General features: G+C 59.9%; 1 protein-coding gene. It reads right to left on the bottom strand.

Going from position 1 to position 461, the window contains the following annotated elements:
- On the bottom strand, nucleotides 1–225 hold a 225-nt coding region (locus BN1127_RS22790), incomplete at its 3' end, for a homocysteine S-methyltransferase family protein (RefSeq protein ID WP_042649643.1).
- Nucleotides 226–461 lie beyond the last annotated feature (236 nt).

Genomic DNA, 461 nt, shown 5'->3' with positions numbered 1-461 from the left:
GGCGGCGAAACGCTCGGCACCGATATGAAACGGCACCAGGGCATAGCTGTTGGTGGTGATGACCCGGGCGCCGCTCGCCGCATAGGCCTGATGCACCTCACGCACCGTCTCTGGCGCCTCCATCAGGGCCAGGGCCGACCACTCCGGCTGGCGAAACGGTGCGCCCCGCCGTGCCAGCTCACGCCCCATGCCGCCATCCAGTACCAACAAATCCTTTGTATCCATCTCTGTCTCTCTGCGTGTCCCCGTCATGACGGGTGTTTATTGTGTGAAAAGACATTAAGCCATCAAAACATCTAGACGGCTATATGTCCTATACATCATGGCGCAAAGCAGAGGGAGAGGCAATCGGGAACTAGGAACAAATCCGGGCAAGCTCAGGATGACAGTGGCAAAGGGAAGCCCCTCGTCCTCGCCACCCTGGGCCCTGGTCCATGGGCCTGAATGACAAGAGGCCACCC

It is taken from the genome of Aeromonas media (genome assembly GCF_000819985.1).
Classification (GTDB): domain Bacteria; phylum Pseudomonadota; class Gammaproteobacteria; order Enterobacterales; family Aeromonadaceae; genus Aeromonas; species Aeromonas media.
The sequence above is the reverse complement of the archived record's forward strand: the minus strand, read 5'-3'. Positions and strand labels throughout refer to the sequence as shown.